General features: G+C 38.5%; 14 protein-coding genes. 4 read left to right on the forward strand and 10 right to left on the reverse strand.

Features of this window, described 5'->3' with window-relative positions; genetic code table 11:
• Positions 1–56: 56 nt before the first annotated feature.
• Both HJG58_RS14495 and HJG58_RS14500 read right to left on the reverse strand, forming a co-directional pair.
• Complete coding sequence (locus tag HJG58_RS14495; RefSeq protein ID WP_002118415.1) at positions 57–1,151, reverse strand: fatty acid desaturase family protein; 1,095 nt, start codon at positions 1,149–1,151, stop codon at positions 57–59.
• 12 nt (positions 1,152–1,163) lie between these two features.
• Positions 1,164–2,234, reverse strand: a complete 1,071-nt coding sequence (locus tag HJG58_RS14500; protein WP_170249461.1) for a ferredoxin reductase — start codon at positions 2,232–2,234, stop codon at positions 1,164–1,166.
• 140 nt (positions 2,235–2,374) lie between these two features.
• On the opposite strand from HJG58_RS14500, the gene fabR reads away from it, so the two are divergent.
• Both fabR and HJG58_RS14510 read left to right on the forward strand, forming a co-directional pair.
• Positions 2,375–3,070: an HTH-type transcriptional repressor FabR gene (gene fabR / locus HJG58_RS14505; RefSeq protein WP_002118668.1), complete on the forward strand. Its 696-nt coding sequence runs from the start codon at positions 2,375–2,377 to the stop codon at positions 3,068–3,070.
• Between the two features lie 166 nt (positions 3,071–3,236).
• Positions 3,237–4,253: an AI-2E family transporter gene (locus HJG58_RS14510; protein WP_170249462.1), complete on the forward strand. Its 1,017-nt coding sequence runs from the start codon at positions 3,237–3,239 to the stop codon at positions 4,251–4,253.
• A gap of 57 nt (positions 4,254–4,310) precedes the next feature.
• On the opposite strand, the gene rapA is transcribed toward HJG58_RS14510, so the two are convergent.
• The 6 genes from rapA to HJG58_RS14540 all read right to left on the reverse strand — a co-directional run bounded on the left by rapA (position 4,311) and on the right by HJG58_RS14540 (position 11,283).
• Positions 4,311–7,148 (reverse strand): RNA polymerase-associated protein RapA, encoded by a 2,838-nt coding sequence (gene rapA / locus HJG58_RS14515; RefSeq protein WP_170249463.1) that lies wholly within the window; start codon positions 7,146–7,148, stop codon positions 4,311–4,313.
• A gap of 144 nt (positions 7,149–7,292) precedes the next feature.
• Positions 7,293–7,931, reverse strand: coding sequence for an RluA family pseudouridine synthase (locus tag HJG58_RS14520; RefSeq protein WP_005067937.1), 639 nt, complete (start codon positions 7,929–7,931; stop codon positions 7,293–7,295).
• Positions 7,932–8,063: 132 nt separating this feature from the next.
• Positions 8,064–8,768: an acyl carrier protein gene (locus HJG58_RS14525; RefSeq protein ID WP_170249464.1), complete on the reverse strand. Its 705-nt coding sequence runs from the start codon at positions 8,766–8,768 to the stop codon at positions 8,064–8,066.
• 62 nt (positions 8,769–8,830) lie between these two features.
• On the reverse strand, positions 8,831–10,129 hold the full coding sequence (hemL, locus tag HJG58_RS14530; RefSeq protein WP_016146072.1) for a glutamate-1-semialdehyde 2,1-aminomutase: 1,299 nt from the start codon (positions 10,127–10,129) through the stop codon (positions 8,831–8,833).
• A gap of 42 nt (positions 10,130–10,171) precedes the next feature.
• Positions 10,172–10,783 carry a thiamine phosphate synthase gene (gene thiE, locus HJG58_RS14535; protein ID WP_170249465.1) on the reverse strand — a complete coding sequence of 204 codons (612 nt, stop codon included), beginning with the start codon at positions 10,781–10,783 and terminating at the stop codon, positions 10,172–10,174.
• A gap of 116 nt (positions 10,784–10,899) precedes the next feature.
• Positions 10,900–11,283, reverse strand: coding sequence for an Mpo1-like protein (locus HJG58_RS14540; RefSeq protein WP_080947611.1), 384 nt, complete (start codon positions 11,281–11,283; stop codon positions 10,900–10,902).
• A 165-nt stretch (positions 11,284–11,448) separates the two neighbouring features.
• Between HJG58_RS14540 and HJG58_RS19175 the strand changes: the two genes are divergently transcribed.
• Positions 11,449–12,912: a CYTH and CHAD domain-containing protein gene (locus HJG58_RS19175; protein ID WP_170249466.1), complete on the forward strand. Its 1,464-nt coding sequence runs from the start codon at positions 11,449–11,451 to the stop codon at positions 12,910–12,912.
• A 35-nt stretch (positions 12,913–12,947) separates the two neighbouring features.
• Here HJG58_RS19175 and HJG58_RS14550 read toward each other — a convergent pair whose 3' ends face one another.
• Positions 12,948–13,580: a hypothetical protein gene (locus HJG58_RS14550; protein WP_170249467.1), complete on the reverse strand. Its 633-nt coding sequence runs from the start codon at positions 13,578–13,580 to the stop codon at positions 12,948–12,950.
• Positions 13,581–13,687: 107 nt separating this feature from the next.
• On the opposite strand from HJG58_RS14550, the gene HJG58_RS14555 reads away from it, so the two are divergent.
• Positions 13,688–14,071 (forward strand): DUF3144 domain-containing protein, encoded by a 384-nt coding sequence (locus HJG58_RS14555; RefSeq protein WP_002118682.1) that lies wholly within the window; start codon positions 13,688–13,690, stop codon positions 14,069–14,071.
• A 61-nt stretch (positions 14,072–14,132) separates the two neighbouring features.
• On the opposite strand, the gene HJG58_RS14560 is transcribed toward HJG58_RS14555, so the two are convergent.
• Positions 14,133–16,895, reverse strand: a complete 2,763-nt coding sequence (locus HJG58_RS14560) for a M16 family metallopeptidase (RefSeq protein WP_170249468.1) — start codon at positions 16,893–16,895, stop codon at positions 14,133–14,135.
• Positions 16,896–16,966: the final 71 nt, after the last annotated feature.

Genomic DNA, 16,966 nt, shown 5'->3' on the forward strand with positions numbered 1-16,966 from the left:
CTATAAAAAACGCACTTCTGAAAATCAGTAGTGCGTTTCGAGGTTAAAGTAATATCTTATTTTTTAAAAGGTAAAGCGTATTTAAAGATACGGCCTACCACCTGTCCAAACTGTTTAGCCAGACTTGCATTGTTATAATTTAGACCATATTTTTTACATACAGCTTCAACTTTTGGAGCCATTTGGCGATAACGACGCGCTGGAATATCAGGGAATAAATGGTGCTCAATCTGATGGCTCAAATGTCCGCTTAAAATATGTAATGCTTCTGAACCTTTCAAGTTAGAAGAACCACGAATCTGGCGCATATACCAGTGACCACGGCTTTCTTCTTGTAAAACAGACTTTGGAAATACTTCTGCATCTTTTGTGAAGTGACCACAGAAAATTATCGTAAATGTCCAGATATTACGAAGACCATTTGCAACCAAATTACCAGTAAATACAGGCAAAGCTGCTGGACCTGCAATTAAAGGGAAGAAAACATAGTCTTTAAAAAGTTGTTTTCCAATCTTTTTATTAACAGGTTTTAATTCTTCCAAGAATTTTGCCATGCTCTTACGTTTATAAAGGACACGTCCAATTTCAAGATTCTGAATAGCTACGCCCCATTGGAACAATAAACAAAATGGGATGCTATAAACAGGTTGAAGTAAGAAACCTGGCTTCCAGCGTTGCTCTGGGAATAAACGAAGTAAACCGTAACCAATGTCATCATCAATACCTTTAATGTTGGTATAGGTGTGATGTTTATAGTTATGAGTTTGGCGCCAGTTATCAGAAGTACCAACTGTATCCCACTCGTAAGTTTGACCATTAAATTTAGGATCGTTCATCCAGTCATATTGACCGTGCATCACGTTATGACCGAGTTCCATGTTTTCCATAATTTTAGAGAAGCCTAATAGGCCTGTTCCTAAAATCCACGCTGGTGGGAACCAACCTGCAAACAAACATGCTCGGCCTAGAAAGCTACTATAACGAATTGCAGCATAAACACGGCGGATATATTTAGCGTCTTTCTCGCCCAAATCATCCAATACTTCTTGCTTGATCTGATCGAGCTCTTTTGCAAATGCATCAAGTTCTGCTGGAGTCAAATCTCGATTTTTAGGATTTTTAAAATATTCGACTTTCACTGGCATATTCATAAGAGTTCTCTCTTAAAGATCAATAACTAGATCGGATTGTGCTGAGTTCACACAAATTTTAAGTAATTGGCTTGGTTCAGTATTTTCACTACCATTGAGTAAATTACGTGTTGAACCTTGTGATTTATTACAAACACATTTATTACAAATTCCCATACGGCAACCATGAGTTGGTTTAAGACCTTCATGTTCAAGACTAACCAGAATTGACTGGCCTTTAGGAATTGCAATTACCTTATTAGACTCGGTTAATGTGACATTCACATAACCAATATCATCAGCAGAGCTTTCATTTGTTAGGCTAAAGGCCTCTGTTAAAATGGCTGGAGCTTTTTCAAAAAGTTGCTCAACAGTCGCCACAAAACCAGAAGGTCCACACGCATAAATTGTGCTGTTTTCGACATCATCAACTAAAGCTAAATGCTCTGCATTTAAACGTTCATCATTTGGGGTTTCTTGTGTATAGAAAATCTGATAATTAAAGTTCGGATATTGCTGTGCAACTTTTTCAAAGTATTCAACAAAAGCCGCATCTGAACGCTGTTTTACCCAATATAAAAGTTGTACCTGAACTTTATCTAACTGCTGGCTTTGTTTAATCGCAGTAATTAGACTCAACATTGGGGTAATGCCACTACCTGCAGCCAACATAGTTAAATTCGATGTTTTGATGTTTTGTTGCATGTCACCATACGGTTGTCCAAGCTCAAAAACGTCACCAATTTTGCTTTCTGAAATAAACCAGTTACTCACGATACCATCAGCAACTTTTTTAACTGTTAAACGTAAGTGCTGCGCATCTATTTGCGTCAAACTGTAAGTACGTTCATAGCGACGACCAGCAATTTCTACAATCACAGGATGATGCTGGCCTGCAACACCCATTTTTACTAGGCGGTTGCATTTTAGCGTCAGGCTCACCATGTCATGAGCGACAAATTCTTTTTTTACAATTTGAACAAGTCCGTGCTTTACAGACCATAAAGGATTAACTTTTTGTAGCCAGAAATTAGCCATTTCTTTATCAAAGATGGCTTGTGTCAATGAATTGAATAGAGAATTTCTCTTTTCGATTGCTTGCATAATTGAAGGCTCTGTCGCTCTTTTTTAATTATTATACACATGTATATATATTTGTATATACACCCGTACTTTTAATTACAATTTCACAAGTTCAGCTTCTAAGGCTATAATCCTGAGAGTTTACAAATATATTGAACAGCATGACCCAATCTTCACTTTCTCAGAACCTGAATGACACACCTCAACAACAAGATGTCATTGAAATTAAAACAGCTACGCGTTCTGTTGGAAGAAAAGCGACAATTACTAAAGAAGAACTTTTTCAGGCCGCTTTAAACCTTATTGGTCCGCAAAAAAGTATTGCTTCATTGAGTTTACGAGAAGTAGCTCGAGAAGCAGGAATTGCACCAAATAGTTTCTATCGACATTTTAAAGATATTGATGAATTAGCAATTTCTCTAATTGACCGTGCAGGTATCGTTTTACGTAAAATCATCCGTCAGGCTCGTCTACGTGCTTCCTTACAAGAAAGTATTATTCGTAGTTCTGTCGATATTTTCCTTCAACAACTCGATGCCGATGAAGGTAATTTAAGTTTATTACTACGTGAAAGTTTTACAGGTTCTGCTTCTTATAAGGCTGCCGTAGACCGCCAGCTCAACTTTTTTCAGCAAGAGCTACAAGAAGATTTAATTCGTCTTGAGCGCTTAAATAATAATCACCTGTATCACCCAGACCTTGTTGCAAAAGCTATTACTCAACTTGTGTTTCACATGGGTGCCAAAGTGATTGATTTACCGATTAATCAACGTGCAGAAGTTGCTGAACAAACCATGATTATGATTCGGATGATTTTAGAAGGCGCACGTCATCTAGATGAAGCAAAAATTCGCTAAAATGATCTAATGAATGGCTTGTTGATGAACAGGCCATTTTTACATCTAACTCCTCTATTTTCCAATAAAAATATAATTCACTGATTGAAGCGAATAGCTTGCCAGAGTATAAATAATCATTCCGTTTGCTCTTTCTCCTATATTCCCAACGATCTCAGGGATCCACATGCAAAATTTGAATAATCGTCAAAGTCTGATTGCAAGCTACATTCTTATGGGCATCTTTTTGCTTTCGGTTATCCCATTACATCTATTAGCAAGTTTTTTTGCAGGCTTTCTCATTTATGAAATTATTATTAGCTTAAGTTCGGTTGTAGAACGTTATATTGACGGCCAAAGAGCCCGTATTTTTATTAGTATTTTACTTAGTATTGTTACCATTTCGCTTATTGGTTTTTTCATTACCAGTCTGATTAGTTTCGTTGTATACGATCTAAAAGGCGTCGGATTACATAGTATTAATAGCAAAGTTGATCAAACCTTACTTCATTTACAAGCAGAAATCACAAAATATCTTCCAGGTTATATTCCTGATAGCGTGACAGATCTAAAAGACGAAATCTTTGCATTTATGAAAGATAACGTCACCACCCTAAAAAATACCAGTTCCGATATTTTGCATAACTTCGTGACTATGGTCATGGGATTAATTATTGGTATTTTGGTGGCGATACATGGTTTTCATCGCCGTACGCCTCAGCCTGTTTTTAAGTCACTGCTTATCCAACGTATTCAAAAATTATCAATTTCATTTAAAAATGTTGTTTTTGCCCAAATAAAAATTTCAGCTATTAACACGCTGCTCTTTATTTTGTTTGCATTTATTTTATTACCGCTGTGGGGAGTCCATCTTCCTTTTGCAAAAACTTTAACCATTTTGACTTTTATGTTTGGACTGATTCCAATTTTAGGTAATCTGATTTCAAATACTTTGACATTTATTGCCGCTCTTACCATTTCTCTTGGACTAGCAGGAGCAGCATTACTTTATCTCGTTCTTGTTCACAAACTTGAATATTTTATTAATGCTAAAATTATTGGGCATAAGATCAATGCCAATGCATGGGAAATTTTATTAGCAATGCTAGTATTTGAGTCAATTTTTGGTTTAGGTGGTTTAATCGCTGCTCCAATTTTTTATGCTTATTTAAAGCTAGAGTTAAAAGATGCCAGTCTCATCTAACTCAAAATCAATATATAAAAAAAGCGCCCTCTCGGCGCTTTTTTTGTTTTGAGTGAGTTACGGCTTAACCACAACTAACACCTGAATTGCTTCTGGTGTAACAGTTAAACCGTCAAGCAAGCTCAAGCCTTCTTTTTGCAACTTTTGTAAACGTTCAATTTCATCTTGACGAATACTTGGGTTGAACTGTTTTAGATAGGTTAAACGGTCAATTTCATATTGCCATTTATTACCATAGTGTTCTTTTGCTTGCTGCTGAAGCTGCGGTAAATCAACTTTCGCAATTTCTAACGCTTGTTTATAGCGCTGCTCAATGATATCACGACGAGCTTTAACTACTTGACGACAGCTATTACCATCTAAATGGTGCAAATATGGTTTTAAAATTGTCGGATCAATTTTCTCAGATAAGTCCTGACCATTTTCACTTAACAATACACGAATAAGCTGCTTAGGTAAGCTTGATGGTAAATTCAGTGACTTCGGTGCAACAACATCCACTTTAAACCAGACTTCAATTAACACTGAACCCTGCTTTAATGCATTAGATTTAAGTACAGCAACATTGGTACTACCAAATGATTGCGTACGGATCATCTCCATAACACTTTCAATGAATGGATGCTCTAAAGTTAAATATTGAGCATCTTCACGGAGCTGAGCTTGATCGCGATAGAAAGTGGCTGTCATACCTTCTTCGTCTAATGCCAAACCTTGCACTTGCATTTGGTCGGTCGGTTTAATAATCACCGTACCATTACTTTGTTCATCAAAATCGATATTGGTTGATGACATGAAACGCTTCACAAACATTGGCAGCGTTGTATTGTCGTCATAGTCTTCAAGAGCTTGAACAATTTCTTGTGCCACAATAGGACGGCATGAATTATATTCAAGTAAACGATCTCGGCCAGCTTGAAGTTCAGCTTCTAAGGCTTGACGTTGAACATTCACCTCTTCAAGCAAATCTTCAAATGTTTGACCTTGGTCTGCAAGTAAACAGTCTTTTAACTCAACAATAAAGTTCTCTTGCAGCGTTTGTGCTGTTGGAGAAATATTGCTGAAAATATTTAATGCTTCGTTATACCAACGGAACATACGCTCTTGAGCTGTTCCCACAAGATATGGCACATGAATTTGAATACGGTTTTCTTGACCAATACGGTCTAGACGGCCGATACGTTGCTCTAAAACATCTGGGTTAGCTGGTAGATCAAATAAAATTAGATCACTGGCAAATTGGAAATTACGGCCTTCCGAACCAATTTCCGAACACAGTAGAATCTGTGCGCCATAGCTTTCTTCAGCGAAATAAGCAGCCGCTTGGTCACGTTCTAGTAAGCTCATCCCTTCATGGAACATTGCAGTACGAATACCTGCATGCAAACGCAACACATTTTCTAAAGATTCAACTACTGGTCCGCTACGCGCAATTAAAAGCACTTTTTTATGCTTAAGATCTTTGCGTAAAATTTCCATTAACCATGGCACACGCGGATCATTTTGCATCCATGAACCATCAATCTGTGCTTCTTCAGGCCACATTTGCTCACGCAGTTTGCCGTCTTTTGACCAATCTTCTGGTGCTGGTAATGGTGCTGGCTGACAATCACGACCTGGGAAGCCTTGAATTGCTTCACGCGTATTACGGAATAAAATACGTCCAGTACCGTGACGGTCTAATAATTCGTGAATTGCTCTAAAGCGTTGATCTGGCTGGTCTTCAATACTGTGACCTAACAAACCTTCTAAAGCAGATAAATGCTCTGGGGCTAAAGCTTGATCCGACATGAGTACTTCAGCAATTTTTGCAGTCTGCTGGTACTGAGTCTCTTCATCTAAGAAGCGTTCTAAACTACTAAAACGCTGTGGATCAAGTAAACGTAAACGTGCGAAATGACTTTCCACACCTAATTGTTCAGGTGTTGCAGTGAGTAATAATACTCCTGCTGTATTTTCAGCAAGCTCTTCAATTAAATCGTAGCGGTCATTACCGCCTTCTTCTTCGCTCCACATCAAATGATGTGCTTCATCAACCACAAGCAAATCAAAACCAGCTTCTATGGCTTGCTCACGCAAATCATCATGGTCAACCATTAAGTCAACGCTGGCAATAATGCATTGCTCAGTCAAGAACGGGTTAAGCTCTGGATCATGTTCTTTAATAGATGCTGTACGCGTTAAATCAAATAGAGAGAATTGCAAGTTAAAACGGCGACGCATTTCAATCATCCACTGATACTGAAGAGAATCAGGGACTAAAATCAGAATTCGTTCTGAACGACCAGTTTTAAGCTGTTGGTGGATAATTAAACCAGCTTCAATTGTTTTACCTAAACCAACTTCATCGGCAAGTAAAACACGAGGAGCAAAACGTTTACCAACTTCATGTGCGATATAAAGCTGATGAGGGATCAGGCCAACACGTGCACCGACCATCCCACGTAGAGGACTGGTCTGCATTTGTGCTTGCATCAACATCGCTTCAATACGCAAGTCATACCACTCTTTATAGTCAACTTGACTTGCAAGCAAACGATCTAAAGGTTTAGATAATTGAATTTGCGCACCAATACGTGTTTCATTGAGTGCTTTACGCTCTTGCTCGCCATTCTCTAAAGTACGAACAACGTTGTAACGCAAAACGCCATGACGATCTTCAACAGACTCAACGATCCACTTCTGGCCTTCTTGATCTTGAACTTCATCATTCGTATTGAAGATGATACGAGATAGTGGAGCATTATTACGTGCATAGACACGTGTCTCATCACTTTTGGGGAATAAAATGCTGACAGATCTTTCATCTACATCAATAAGAACACCTAAACCGAGCTCAGTTTCTGTGTCTGATAGCCAACGTTGACCAATAGCATACTGCTGCAATTTTTCCACCTTTCTCTCAAGTTCGCACTACATATTGTACGATGCAAATTAGCTTATTTTTGCATCTTTTTATGTAGTCTTTAAAGCAAAATTTTGAAGCAAAAACCAATTAAATCGCTTTGCTACAAAAAATCACGCATTAAAATTTTTACATTAAAACGGTACAGGACAGTCAAAAGTTAATGTTTCTGCTGTGACAGGATGATTAAAACTTAACTGTTTGGCATGCAAACATAAACGCGGAACAAGTTGCTGCTCCGGTGTTGCATACAGCGTGTCACCTACAATTGGATGCCCAAGATATTGCATGTGTACACGGAGTTGATGAGATCGGCCCGTAATTGGTGTTAATTTCACACGAGTTACAGGCTGTCCCTGAATCTGAAAATGTTCTATGACCTGCCAATGTGTTAAAGCAGGCTTGTTGTGAGAAGCGTCGACAATATGTAAAGGTGGTCGGCTTGGGTCATAGATGACAGGAATATCTACAGTCCCTTCACCCTCTAAATGACCTGCGACAAGCGCTTCATATATTTTTGAAGTCTGACGATCTTGAAATTGACGTGCAATCGCACTTTGACCGCGCTTCGATAAACCAAATACTAAAATACCTGAGGTATCTCGGTCTAGACGATGAATGAGCAAAGTTTTAGGTTCAATCGCAACCAACCTAGTCAAAACGCTATCATGTAAATCACCCTTACCAGGAACACTCAAGATGTCCGAAGGTTTATGAATCACCATAAAATCATCATCACGATAGATCAGATGTTCACTTAGAAAATCACTCAAAGTTGTATTCCCAAGGTAAGATGAAAAACAAGCGGGCAATAATAAAAAGCTTACGTCCGAATTACAATGCCGTTCGGGTAAATTAACAGCAGAATTTGCAAATATTATGGATCACTTGAGGTCTATAGTCAGTCAAGGCTTCAATAACTGCATAATATGTTGCAATGTCGGTGCTTGCATTATCTCTTCAGCACTTAAGCTCGCACCATTTGCACGCCATAGATCGACCAGATAATTCACAGCAGACTGATCTAGTCCGTAGTTTCTTAAATCAATTTCAGGATGGATCTCCATAGGATGTCGCCCCACCTGTTCAGCAATTGCCAATAAGATTCCTTTATCTGACAAGATATAAGAGGACGGCGCACTTAAAGACCATAACCGCATTAAGCTCTGCGTATTTAAATGTTTTATATGGTCAAAACTGATCTTTTCAACCCATTGGATATGCTGCTCTAGATTAGCCGCCAAGATCGCATCATTTACAACACTGACCTGATCTGTAATCGATAAAACAAGCTGCATGACTTGTTTAAACAGAGGCGACAAATCACCTGCCATCATAACTTGGGCTTTAGTATTTGATGACAAACGCTGACCAAGCTCCAACATGGTTTGTTGAAGCTGAGATGTCTCAATAAAAATAATTGGAATTTCGAGTGATTGAGCGCGCTTAATCAACAATTCCAAATGGTTCGCCAATGGTTGCTCAGACCAATCTGGTCGTAGTTTAAGCTCATTGAGCCCAACCATGAGCAAAATACTTTGCGCTGACTCAATTGACCAATTTGAAGTACTTGCAGCTAATTGGATTTTTCGAGGTAAGGGATAAAACATTGTTCTCTACAAATATAAAAATAGCTCAAATTAAAAAGCCCGTTTAACACGGGCTTTTTTGCTTACTTCATTTCAGCGAATGTTTCTTTTGCAGCCTGAATCGTAAATTCAATATCTTCATCAGAATGTGCAGATGAAATAAAGCCTGCTTCAAATGCTGAAGGTGCCAAGTTGACCCCACGTTTTAACATGCCATGGAAGAACTTTTTGAAAGCTTCAATATCACATGCCAACATAGAGTCAAAGCTTGTAATGTCTTCTTGGTCGGTAAAGTAAAGACCGAACATTGCGCCAGCTTGCTGAGTCTTAAATGGAATACCCGCTTCATCAGCTGCAGCTTGTAAGCCTGCAAGTAACTTTTCAAGTTGAGCAGATAATTTGCTGTAAAAGTCAGGTTGGCGTAAATGTTTAAACATTTCAATACCAGCACGCATAGCAAGTGGGTTACCAGATAATGTACCTGCTTGGTATACACCACCTAAAGGTGCAATGCATTCCATGATTTCACGCTTACCACCAAATGCACCAACAGGCAGACCTGCACCAATAATTTTACCTAAAGTCGTTAAATCAGGTTTAACGTTATAAACTGATTGCGCACCGCCTAAAGCAACACGGAAGCCTGTCATCACTTCATCAATAATGAATACAGATTTATATTCATCACAAATATCACGAATGGCTTGTAAGAAACCGTCGATTGGTTTCACCATATTCATGTTACCCGCGACTGGTTCAATAATAACACCCGCAATTTCATGGCCGAACTTAGCAAAGCATTCTTTTAATGCAGCAATATCATTATACGGCAGCGTTAAAGTATGTTTAGCAAAATCAACAGGAACACCTTTCGAAGTTGGTTCACCTTCACCTAAAGTCAGTAAACCTGAACCCGCTTTTACTAAAAGTGAGTCAGAGTGGCCGTGGTAACAACCTTCAAACTTCACGATTTTGTCACGGCCAGTATAACCACGCGCTAAACGAATAGCGGTCATGGTCGCTTCTGTACCCGAGTTAGTCATACGCACCAATTCAATTGATGGCATGATTTCACAGATAATATCTGCCAGTGTTGTTTCGTGTACGGTTGGTGCACCAAAACTTAAGCCATCTTCTGCTGCTGTTTGTACAGCCTTAATAATCTCTGGATGAGCATGACCTAAAATCATCGGTCCCCAAGAACCAACATAGTCAACATAACGCTTACCATCCACATCCCATAAATAAGCACCTTTTGCTTTCTCGATGAAAACCGGTGTTCCTCCAACGCCATTAAAGGCACGTACCGGAGAGTTCACACCACCTGGAATGTGTTTGCTGGCTTGTTTAAATAACTGTTCTTGCTTTGGAGATAAACTCATGGAAATGCTCGTCTTAAATATCTAAAAAATAATTTTGAAAGCTTAAGAAAATAATTGTGCCCACGCCTGTACACGGGCAGGAATTTCAGCAGTTGATCGACCTAATATATCACTAATGACTGCACACAGGTCAGCCCCAGCCTCAATCACAGGTTGTGAGTTTTCAACAGTTAAACCACCAATCGCACAAATTGGTAAATCATATTGGGCTGCTGCTTGCTTAATCACTTCGATCCCCACATTACCTGCTTCAGGTTTTGTAGAGGTCGCATAGACCGCACCAAATGCAATATAAGTCGCGCCATCTGTAATTGCTTTTTGTGCAAGTTCTAATGAGTTCAGGCAAGTACGGCCAATAATGACGCCTTCTGGTAATTGCGATTTTGCATCAGTAATTTCGCCATCACTTTGCCCTAAATGCACACCTAAACCAAACTGAGCGGCCAGTTTTAGGTCATCATTAATGACAAAAGGAACTTGATATTTTTCACACAATAATTTGATTTGTTCGACTTCTGCGGGTTGCTCTGCTTTGTCTATTTTCTTACGGCGGTACTGTAAAATTGCGACCTGATGAGTTGCGAGTGCGGCATCTAGTTTTTCTAATAATAGTTGGATTGGGTCATCGTTGGTAATGAGGTATAAACCGCGCATACTCTACTCTCGCTTTTAAAAACTTCGCTAGTATAACGGATTTATAGGCCATCATAAGTACCGATTGATATAGGCTTACCAGTACCAATCGGTATATTTAAAAGAGAAAGTAAAAATTAACTCGGAATTTTGTCGTGTTTACGATCAACCAAACTCAAACGGCCACGTGCAACATCAGACAACATTCGCCAATCAGAAATAAAGCTATAGAAAGGTTGTTTAAAACTGGCAGGCTTATTTTTTTCAAACATAAAATGTCCAATCCATGCACACGCATAGCCAGACACTAAACCATAGAGTGCATATTTTGCTTGTTTCTTACGAATTGCTTTTGAAAAAAAGTATATGCCAATACTGCTACCCACCACATGCAAACGTCTGCTCATGATGTTACGGTGTTCAGTTAAATAAAAACGATAAAATTCCTGATAATTTTTAATCGGCAATTCAAACTCTGGCTGAGCTTCATGGCTAAAGTTCACTGGTGCATTCACGATCATCTTCCTGATTTTTATTTGATCAAAACGTCACCTGATTGTACACCTAAATAAAAGTGTAGCGTCATATGTTTGATTGTAACTTTCTCTATCAAAACCATTATTTTTAGAGCTAAGCTATTATACTTATTCAAGATAGTCTAAATACCTGATTCAGGGAGATATATTATGGTCGAAGTCGAACTAAAGTTTCAGTTACCTGAATCGAAGAAAAAAACTGTCCAGCAATACTTAAAAAAACACAAAGCAAAGAATATTCACTTACAGGCAAAGTATTACGATACTCCTGATCGACTGCTTGCAAAAAACGGTATGGCCTTACGTTTACGTAAAGAAGATGATCAATGGGTACAAACATTTAAAGCCGCAGGTCAAAGCCATCTCCACCGTGTTGAAGAAGAAATTCATTTAGGTGTGTGTGACCAAGAACCTGACTTAAACCTTGAGTTATATCAAGATAATAAAGTGGTAACTGATTTAATTAATACGGCTTTAGGAACAGAAGCCGAAAAATTAAGTTTGCAGTTTGAGACTGATGTACAGCGCACCTACCATGTGTTTGAAGCAGATAATACAGCGATTGAAGTTTGCTTAGATGATGGGGTCGTAAAAACAGCGGATGCACAAAGTGTAATTTGTGAAGTCGAATTTGAACTCAAACAAGGGGCTGTGAAAACGCTCATTCAGTTTGCGCAGCAATGGATTAATCGTTACGCACTTTGGCTTGATGTAAGAAGCAAAGCCGAACGTGGCAACTTATTAGCATTAGGACAAGCCGCCTCACCTGCTGTTCATGCTAAAAGTCTGACATTAAATAAAGATATTACTGCTGAACAGGCTCTAAAAAAGATTGTCGAAAACTGTTTAGGGCAATTCTTACCAAATATGGCTGTCATTGCCGATGGAGTTGCCAAAGCTGAGCATATCCATCAGGCACGTGTCAGCTTACGTCGTTTACGTAGTGCCCTTAAGCATTTTGCAGGTTGGTCAAGCGAGCTAAATCCTGTTTGGGAAGAACAAATTGCCGAGCTTTTCCGTAAACTTGGAGACACTCGTGATGAAGATGCGATTCGCACCGAAGTGTTACCTATTATTCAACAACATGGATCACCTGAACTTTTACTACCAGTTTCAGCTCAGCCCTCAAAAGAACTCTCAACAATCTTTACCTCTGCGGACACGATTAAGCTATTACTCGATTTATTAGCATTTGCTTATTCAGAAGAAGATTCAGACAGCAAAACAGGTGGATTAAAAAAACACATTAAAAAGAGTTTAGATAAGTTACATCATCAAGTGATTAATAATGCTGAACACTTCTCTGAGCTTGAAGTGAATGAACAGCACAAAATAAGAAAGCAAGCTAAACAGTTACGTTATTGTGTTGAGTTTATTTCGAGCCTTTATCCAAATAAAAAAGTACAGCAATATTTAAAACAGCTACAACCTGTGCAAAATACCCTAGGTCAATATAACGATTTGTTTATTGCAGAAGGTATTTTTAACAATGTGGTTGAACAAGATCCGTCTTTCTGGTTTGCTCTAGGCTGGGTCAAAGCCAAACAGCCACAATTACAAAAGCGCTCAGCAAAAGCTTTACAGGCTTTTAGTGAGGTTGAAACTTTCTGGTAATTTATAAAAAGTCGCTGTAAACAAGCAGCGACTTTTTATCGGTATTTACCAAATACTTTCCATACGCCGTTATCTGCTAAGGGATCACTATAGCTATCGCTGCGTTGTTTTCTTGGCTTATCACGAGCATCGACCAGTTTAAAATGCGGCTCAATCCCTAGCACAATCCCATTAGTATAAAAGCGTGAACGTGTATATTCGCTTTGTCCATGCTGGAATACATAGGTTCTTAAATCGATGAATTCACGGTGAGCAACCAGAGCCGCGGTATCATCACTTTGCAACCATTCTTGCATCGTAAAAATCTGATCAGTTTCGAACTGCCCGCATTTTTCAATAAGACTCGCAACACCGCGAAAAGTTTTAGATTCTTTTGCGCGTGTTTTATTAATCCGAATTCGGTCTACGTGAAAAAAGAATAGCGGTAAATTTAAATGACTTGGCAAATGAATCGCATCTGGTAATTCATCTTCCATAAATGGCTGAAAAAGCTCTTGCGCCCTTTCAATTAGCCCCTGCCATTGACGGTAGTAGTTTTCGACTTCTTCTTGCAAGCCATAATAAATGGGCAATCCTTCGACATGCTCTAAATATTGAGGTGGGAAAACATGCTGGCGTAATAAAGCAATATCTGTCTTTAAACTTTGAATAGCAATTGCATCTTGCATATTAGTTTCTCCTACCAATACTTAGGCTATTTACAGACTAAGTCAAAGGTTTTGTTTCCGCAAGCGTTTGCCTATAATAAGCAGCTCTATTTTTGCGGGAATAAGTCATGTCTCAAAAGATTAATGCAACAGATATTACTGAAGAAGAAGCATTAAATGCTGTTTTCTTTGAGCGTGCGGATGAATTTATTAAACAAGCTAATGATTTTTGTCGCCCGCCAAAAGATAAAAAAGTAGATCCAGCTGAGCTACGTGGTCAAGTGAGTGCTGCAATGTTATTTGCCACTGCCCGTTTCAATACGTGGGTAGCAGCAAATAACTTTAAAGATGGTAATGAAATGCGTGATGCGAAAGATCAGGTCATGTCTTACCTTCTTCAGCAGTTTCAGATGATGCTTGAAGATAACTTCGATGAGTATTGTGAACAATTCGAAAATTATTTACGTTTCCGTAAAAATGAAGATTTTCACGCGCACAAACATGATCATTAATATGATTTAAAGACCTAAATAAAAAGCCACTTTTCAGTGGCTTTTTATTTACGAGAAGACTTTATTTTTTTGCTGCCTGACCATATTGATCAGCCATCACTTCGACTAAATGTTCAGGTTTAATATACTTCTTAATTACTCTATTAATGTCAGCAACAGTCAATTTAGTTAACTCTTGATCATGACGAATTCGGTCTTGCAATGTTTTGTTTGTTTCAAGCTGTAGATTTAACATGCCATGAATATTACGCTCATCTTCTAGTGCCGTAACTCGTTTCTTCATGATATCTGCTTTAGCAGCTTCAAGCTCTTGCTCAGTTACACCGTTTTTAACCAAATCATTTAACACTTTATGTATTGATGCAGACACTTGTGCTGAGCGACCCGAAGTATAATTTGCACTAATACTCAAAGCCCCTACATTCGTGTCACGGTCAAGTTGCAGCCCACTTCCAAAACCATACACCAACGCATTTTTCTCACGAAGCTCTTGAGCTAAACGTGATGAAATTTGAGATTCCCCTAAAATATAATTCATTAAAATGAGAGCAGATGCATCTGGATGGTTTTTCCCAACTGGAATTGAAAGCACACTTTGGTAGCTACCAAATTCGCGCTGCTCAGACAAAACATGAACTTGCTGTGCTGGAAAATCAACGTGATCAATCAAGATTTTTTGATATGGTTGCTTACCGTTCCAACGACCAAATTCCTGATTCAGTAATTTCTGCATCTTTTTCGCATCAAATTCACCTGTAATGGCAATTTGAGCATGGTTCATTGCAAAGAAACGCTCATATAACTCTTTCACCTGTTCTTGAGTTGCATTTTTCAACTGCTGTTTTGCCAGTTCAGGTTCAAAGTGATAACGCAAATCACCTGGTTGATATTCTTCAAGCAACCGTGAAAGTGTTAAGCCAGCCACTACATCTGGCTCAGTATAAGGGCGATCAAGGCTTGATAAGCTTTGCGATTTAATTAAATCAAATTGAGATTGTTCAAATTTCGGATTTTTCATCACATCAAGAACAAACTTGAAAAACTCATCAAATTTTTCTGATTTAGACTGAATATTAATGGTCATGCCATTGCCATCAGCACTTGCATAAGCCGCACCGCCTGCATCAATTGATTTATCAGCAATATCTTGCAAACTGTATTTATCAGAACCACGAAGCAATAAGTATGACGTTAAATCAACTACCGTACCTTTATTAAATAAAGATTTTTCTGTTCCGAAGTCCATCGTAATCGTTGCATAAGTCCGATCATCACGTGTTTCAACTGGGAATAAAGCATACTTCATTCCATTTTTTAGTTTTCCACGAATAATCTTTTTCTCATTGCTTTCAACATATTGCTTTGAAGTTTTTAAAAACTCAGCAACTTCTTGTTGATATACTTTCGGATCTTTTAAAGGCTCAGCCTTTGCTTCGACCTGATCTAGAGTTTTAGGCGACTCTTTTGAATTTTGCTGTTGAGCTTTTTTCTGGTCTTCGGGGGTTGGCAAAATGTCGCCATCAATACGATGCTCAGCCACAAGGAACTGCTTTAAAGTTTGATTCACTTCATCTAGCTTAACTTTTTCTACTGAATCCAAATCTTTAAAATATTGATCCCATTGCCCGCCAGCGACGGTGTAATCACTTAACCGTGACCCAAGTGCTACCGCATCTTTAGTGATTAAGTCACCTTGAGTTTTCATTAAACTTTTAACACGATTTAATTCAACCTCAGTAAAAGGCTTCCCTTTTTCAATGCCCGCTAACAAAGAGCTTTCAACTTTTTTTGGGTCATTACTAGGTGAATAAATGGCACCAAGAAAGACCACATTAAAATCTTGATCTAGCCAAGTACTCGCATCAACATTTGTGGTAATACCTGTTTCAACCATGTTCTGGTATAAGTGACCACTTGGCTGCATTGTATATAACAAAGGCGCTAAAGCGAGCGTGGGCTGAATTTTGGTATTTTTACCATTCATATAGATATGGAATTTAGCGAGATCGCTCCCCTTTTTCACCATAAACTGACGATTTTTTATTTTTGTAGAGTCGAGCACAGGAATCTGTACAGGCTTAGGAACAGCTCTTGCCGCGATTGGGCTAAAATATTGATCTATTGTTTTTAAGACATCTGTCTTATCGAACTTACCTGAAATCACCATGACTGCATTATTAGGTGCATACCAGCTACGATAGAACTGGTTTAATTCAGGCATTTTAATCGATTTAAGCTCAGGTAAATCGCCAATCGGTAAACGACCTAAATATTGGTTACCATAAGCTGACTTCCACATTTGATCCATCAGCACAGCAAAAGGCTGATCCATACGGACCTCACGTTCGCGTTTTACGATTTCAATTTCAGAAGGAACAAATTTTTCTTGAAGAACTAATTTATCCATACGTTCAGATTCAAGATACAGCACCTGATCAAGCGCAGTTTTTTCTGGACGAACAATATTGGTATATTTGGTCGAGTAATAATCGGTACTAGCGTTTGTCATCAATGTATATTGATCTAAACGACGCTGGAATTCTTCCCCTTTAACATTTTGTGTCCCCTTAAAAGCCAAGTGCTCAAGCAAATGAGCTAAGCCACTTTTACCTTGCGGGTCATTTAATGAGCCTGTTAAATAAATGGTATTAATAAAGATTTTATTTTCTTTGTCATTCGGCGCAAGTACAATCCGAAAACCATTATCTAATTTATATTCCTCAATATTTTGCTTACTTTTTACTAGTGTAGTTTGTGCCCAAGACGCAGCACTTAAACCAAGAATACATAGGGAGAGTGTCAGTTGTTTAAACTGCATAAACATATAAATACCAATTAATTTGAATAATAAAAAATCAATAGTTGTGGGACTATAGTAGGAAATTTAAGCTGACT

The organism is Acinetobacter geminorum (assembly GCF_013009345.1).
In the GTDB taxonomy this organism is placed as follows: Bacteria; Pseudomonadota; Gammaproteobacteria; order Pseudomonadales; family Moraxellaceae; genus Acinetobacter; species Acinetobacter geminorum.

Bases quoted from the DNA above. Each gene is read 5' to 3' on its own strand.
- HJG58_RS14495 (WP_002118415.1), bottom strand. From the start codon at position 1,151: ATGAATATGCCAGTGAAAGTCGAATATTTTAAAAATCCTAAAAATCGA.
- HJG58_RS14500 (WP_170249461.1), bottom strand. From the start codon at position 2,234: ATGCAAGCAATCGAAAAGAGAAATTCTCTATTCAATTCATTGACACAA.
- fabR (WP_002118668.1), top strand. From the start codon at position 2,375: ATGACCCAATCTTCACTTTCTCAGAACCTGAATGACACACCTCAACAA.
- HJG58_RS14510 (WP_170249462.1), top strand. From the start codon at position 3,237: ATGCAAAATTTGAATAATCGTCAAAGTCTGATTGCAAGCTACATTCTT.
- HJG58_RS14525 (WP_170249464.1), bottom strand. From the start codon at position 8,768: ATGTTTTATCCCTTACCTCGAAAAATCCAATTAGCTGCAAGTACTTCA.
- hemL (WP_016146072.1), bottom strand. From the start codon at position 10,129: ATGAGTTTATCTCCAAAGCAAGAACAGTTATTTAAACAAGCCAGCAAA.
- thiE (WP_170249465.1), bottom strand. From the start codon at position 10,783: ATGCGCGGTTTATACCTCATTACCAACGATGACCCAATCCAACTATTA.
- HJG58_RS14540 (WP_080947611.1), bottom strand. From the start codon at position 11,283: ATGATCGTGAATGCACCAGTGAACTTTAGCCATGAAGCTCAGCCAGAG.
- HJG58_RS19175 (WP_170249466.1), top strand. From the start codon at position 11,449: ATGGTCGAAGTCGAACTAAAGTTTCAGTTACCTGAATCGAAGAAAAAA.
- HJG58_RS14550 (WP_170249467.1), bottom strand. From the start codon at position 13,580: ATGCAAGATGCAATTGCTATTCAAAGTTTAAAGACAGATATTGCTTTA.
- HJG58_RS14555 (WP_002118682.1), top strand. From the start codon at position 13,688: ATGTCTCAAAAGATTAATGCAACAGATATTACTGAAGAAGAAGCATTA.
- HJG58_RS14560 (WP_170249468.1), bottom strand. From the start codon at position 16,895: ATGTTTATGCAGTTTAAACAACTGACACTCTCCCTATGTATTCTTGGT.